This window comes from Chryseobacterium sp., assembly GCF_022712095.1.
Classification (GTDB): Bacteria; Bacteroidota; Bacteroidia; order Flavobacteriales; family Weeksellaceae; genus Chryseobacterium.
In genome coordinates this window covers 1-4221 of record NZ_JALAHD010000203.1, presented here as the reverse complement: position 1 = coordinate 4221, position 4221 = coordinate 1, and the positions used below count along the sequence as shown (strand labels likewise).

General features: G+C 33.2%; 4 protein-coding genes. 1 reads left to right on the top strand and 3 read right to left on the bottom strand.

Going from position 1 to position 4221, the window contains the following annotated elements; translation table 11 throughout:
* The coding region (locus Q0A18_RS10475; protein WP_292010097.1) for a T9SS type A sorting domain-containing protein at positions 1-493 on the top strand (493 nt) is incomplete at its 5' end.
* 61 nt (positions 494-554) lie between these two features.
* On the opposite strand, the gene Q0A18_RS10470 is transcribed toward Q0A18_RS10475, so the two are convergent.
* The 3 genes from Q0A18_RS10470 to Q0A18_RS10460 are packed head-to-tail and all read right to left on the bottom strand — an operon-like array spanning position 555 to position 4191.
* Positions 555-3254 (bottom strand): PD-(D/E)XK nuclease family protein, encoded by a 2700-nt coding sequence (locus Q0A18_RS10470; RefSeq protein WP_292010096.1) that lies wholly within the window; start codon positions 3252-3254, stop codon positions 555-557.
* Complete coding sequence (locus Q0A18_RS10465; RefSeq protein WP_292010095.1) at positions 3251-3784, bottom strand: DUF922 domain-containing protein; 534 nt, start codon at positions 3782-3784, stop codon at positions 3251-3253. The genes Q0A18_RS10470 and Q0A18_RS10465 overlap by 4 nt, the downstream gene beginning before the upstream one ends.
* A complete protein-coding gene (locus Q0A18_RS10460; RefSeq protein WP_292010094.1) occupies positions 3784-4191 on the bottom strand; it encodes a hypothetical protein in 408 nt (135 codons plus the stop codon). The genes Q0A18_RS10465 and Q0A18_RS10460 overlap by 1 nt, the downstream gene beginning before the upstream one ends.
* Positions 4192-4221: the final 30 nt, after the last annotated feature.

The following is a 4221-nucleotide window of genomic DNA, read 5'->3' as shown; positions in this document are numbered from 1 at the left end:
TATTAAAAACACTCCACGAGTAATTGAAGAAAAAGAAATTGTAAAAGCTGAAAGTAATCATATTCTTTCCCTTAGAGTAAAAGAGGATGAACTCCTTGCCATATATATTTTTGATGAGAATAAGAATCTGATAAAGACAGTTTCCCAAGAAGAATATTCCAAAGAAGGAGGAATTAATTTAAATAATATGGAGAACAATAGCTATACATTTGAAGTTGCTACTCAGTATTACAACTTACAGTTTAACAAATTAATAAGTACTCCTGACAATCAAAATACCAATCCTGATATATATACTCAAAATAGACAAGTCATTATAAAATCCGGTAGTGATATTAAGTCTGTATCTATTTACAGTATTTCCGGAAACCTGATACAAAATCAAGAAGTAAAACAGACTCAATTTGAGTCAAGAAGTTTAGATTCAGGAGTTTATATGGTTCAGGTTATTTTAGCAAATGGGAAGATCATTGGCAAAAAAGTCAAATTATAAAAAACACTTTCATATAGCTTCTCATATCAAAGAGTGCATCTCCTTTGGGGATGCATTTTTATTAATTTGCATATGATTTTTTATTTTCCGTAAAAGGTAAATCCGGATTCAGGATTTCATTGATAAGGTTTTTGATGGAGGTCATAGCTTCTTCTATTCCTCCTTTTTCAAACTGTAAAGGAACCACTCCTTTCCTGGCTTCTGCGAAGCTCCATATTCCGGTTTCAATAGGAAGTCCCCAGAACTCCGGAAGGTTCTGTACAACATACTGATAAATACAAAGCTGCAATGCCTGCTTTCTATCACTGTTATGAAAATATCCTTCTACATTATCCTGATCTATCTTTACATTGAGATTTTTGATTTTAGCTGTCTTATAGTCTATGATCCTAAGCGTGCCGTTCAAACGGTCTATCCTGTCGATAAATCCAAAAAAAGAAATTTTATCCATCGTATTTTCATCAAGATAAAAATCAACATTCTCAAACCTTTTTTCTATGTCGAGAATTTCTAGTTTATTCCCTTTTTTTACCAGATCAAGATCATAGTTCAAAATACTTTCAACTACTTTTTTAGCTATAGCCTTATGTACATAATTCATTCCTTTTTCATAGAATTCCGGCTGATGCTTTAATTTTTCAATCGCTACATTCATATATTCATCTATAGCTTTAATTGATTTTTCTAAATCACTATTTTTTAAAACTTTAAACTTAAGTACTTCATATATTTCTTGAAGTGTATAATGAACCAAATTCCCATAATTTCTTACCGATAATTCTTCTTCTATTTCATCAGTTTCAGAGGTATTGAGAATCTTGGACAGATAAAAATCTATGGGATTATAAAGATAACTTGTCAGGTGGGAAGCAGATACCTTGGATTTCCATTTCTGGAGTCTTTCCAAAACAATCGGAGTCTTCAAAATTTCTACAGGTTCACTTAGAATTGGCTCTGAAGAATTCTCAATAATGAAATATTCTATAGGGTGATTGCTTTCCATTTCAATTTGGGTGATGAACCTACTCTTCTCTCCTGTATTCACTCCGGAACTTAAAGCATTAAATAATAAGTGAACATTCTTAGAATCCTGAATCAGCCTATAAAAATGATAGGCATAGATACTGTCATTTTCGAGGAAAGTATGAAGGTTGAAAAATTTCCTTATATCAAAAGGAATATAAGTATTTTGAGAGTTTCCCAAAGGAAGCTTTCCTTCATTTACGGAAAGCAGGATTACATTATCAAAATTAAGCAGCCTGGTTTCAAGCAATCCCATTATTTGCAGCCCTCTTAAGGGCTCCCCCTGGAAATCAATACTTTCAGAATTAATATAATGATTGATCAGAATTTCAAGCGTCTCCATTTTGATCTCAAAACTATAAGGCGCAATCTGATTTCTTATCAGCCGGAATGAGTTTTCAAAATGGGATATATTTTCATATTGAATATCATCTATTTCCAGCCATTTTATGCGCTGGCAAAATTCAATTAACATTCTCAGATATTCTTCTGTAGAATCCGCTTTTAAAAGAAGGTTAAAATAAGAAAGACCGGATAAAAGTTCTTTCATCAGCTTACCGGAAATATACACAATATTCCTTTCTTCTATTTTAGCTTTAAATTCACTGATAAGTTGTTCATCCTCAGGAGAAGTAGGAAATTCTTCTATGATAGGAAAAATATCTCTGTAATAGTAAGATGATTTATTCTTTTCCAATTGTTTCTGCAAATAGAACAACTGTATTATAGCATTCGAAAAAGATAGATTTTTCAGTGGAAAACCCATTGTAATATTAAGATTCTTAACTGCATGCATGACGTCAAGGCTTGCAGGAAGAAGATTTTCATCCAATAAAACAACTGCTGTATTAGAGTAAGTTTCACTTTCTATAGATTCAAAAATCTCCGGCAGTACTTTTGTTTGGGTAATATTTCCGGAAACTTCGTATACTTTCATATTTTTAGGCTGATTGAAATCGTCTTCAATCCATTGAAAAGCTCGGCTTTCATTAAATTCTTTCCATGTTTTATGATTACGGAGAAATTTCCCGGCTTCCTGCCTTTCGTCATCAAAGTAATAATGATCAGCCTGAAAAAAGCATTGTGCTTTATCCCATTGCAATAAATTTCTTACCAGCTTCTCTTCTACCGGTGTAAAAGCATTAAATCCACAAAAAACAAACCGGTCAGAAGTGGCTTTTGCATATCCCTCGATCTTTGCTTTCGCGATCTCATGAATCATTCCTGAAGTAGCCCAATTCTTCTCACTAAGCTTTTGTTTTAATACCGGTAAATAGACGGTCATATTCTTCCAGAAATTCAGAAACTTTTTTCTCGGAACATCTTCTTCACCCAAATTTTGTGCCCAGTCTTTAATCCTCTCCTCGTCAAACATATACTGCAGCACAGCCTGATCTCCACTTTCAGAAAACTTCAGAATATCATCCCAGTCTTTCTGCAAAGTAGGAAACCATTTGAGAAACTCTGCAAAATCATCATCAGGAATAAGATGAAGACCCTTATACACATCATAAGCAAATAACCAAAGTGAAATCCCCTGAACAGGCTGCTGATCTGCAATTCCATTAATCAGCTCCTCAATGGTAAAAAAACTGGGCAAAAAACCTGAATAATTGTTTTCTTCCAATATCTGTCTGATGAAAACAATAGGACGCTTTCCGGGCAGCACAATATTGAATGCCGATAAATCTGCATTCTGATCTAATAATTCCCGGATAATCTTATTGAGAAATTTCAAATGTCTTTAAAGTTTTTTAAATTTTCCAATTCTCTTGTAATAACCACATTATACTCAGCTTGTTTTTCTTCATTAATCCCATGCTGGGTATCTTTATCATATAGGATTTGGAAATCCCTATATTCGTTGGAGACCCTATTATAAAGAGCCTGAAAACTTCTTTTAAAATCTCCCGATGTCTTAATCTTTTCAGATACTTCTTTACGGAGTTTCCTCGCATATATTTCTGCTATATCAAAGTGTTTCTGTTCATGATTCAGCACATAATCATTAATATGCTTGGGATCTTTCCAGGATTTATCTTCATTGAAAATAGTAATAATTTCAATTTTTATCGGAATATTGGGATTAGTAGAAGTCACAACAGTATATTCCCATCCACAATGGGTATAGGCCACAACATTATTGCCTTTCTTGTTTGTGTTACTTTTAAATTGGCTCCAATTAAGTTTCTGACCTTCCTGCCAGATAATTTTCTGACCAAAAAGTGGAATGGTAATCAATAAGCTTAAGAGATAAATCCATTTCATTACTGTACAACAATTGTCCTGGTAATCCAGTTATTATCTCCGTTCCAGAATTTAAAAGTATAAGTACCTGTCTGCTGTGGTCTGAAATTAATCTGATTCATTCCTATATGGTTTCCTTGTGCACATGATCCATTCGTTCTGTATTTATAGGCGGTAACTGTACGGGATAAGCTGTCATTATGTATATAATCATAACCATAGAAGCCTTCACAGCTTGATGAATAGGTAGAATAAGTCCTGATACTCTGAATAGCAAATACATTCATCGTGTCATACATAATCTTTACACTGTCAATTTTTATCTTATCTACAGATTCTATGGTCTGATAATCATCATCGTTATTACAGGAAACAGTGAGTATTCCCAAAATAAGCGTCGAAAATCCGATATATAAAAGTTTTTTCATGATGTTATACAAGTTTTAGTCATATTACAG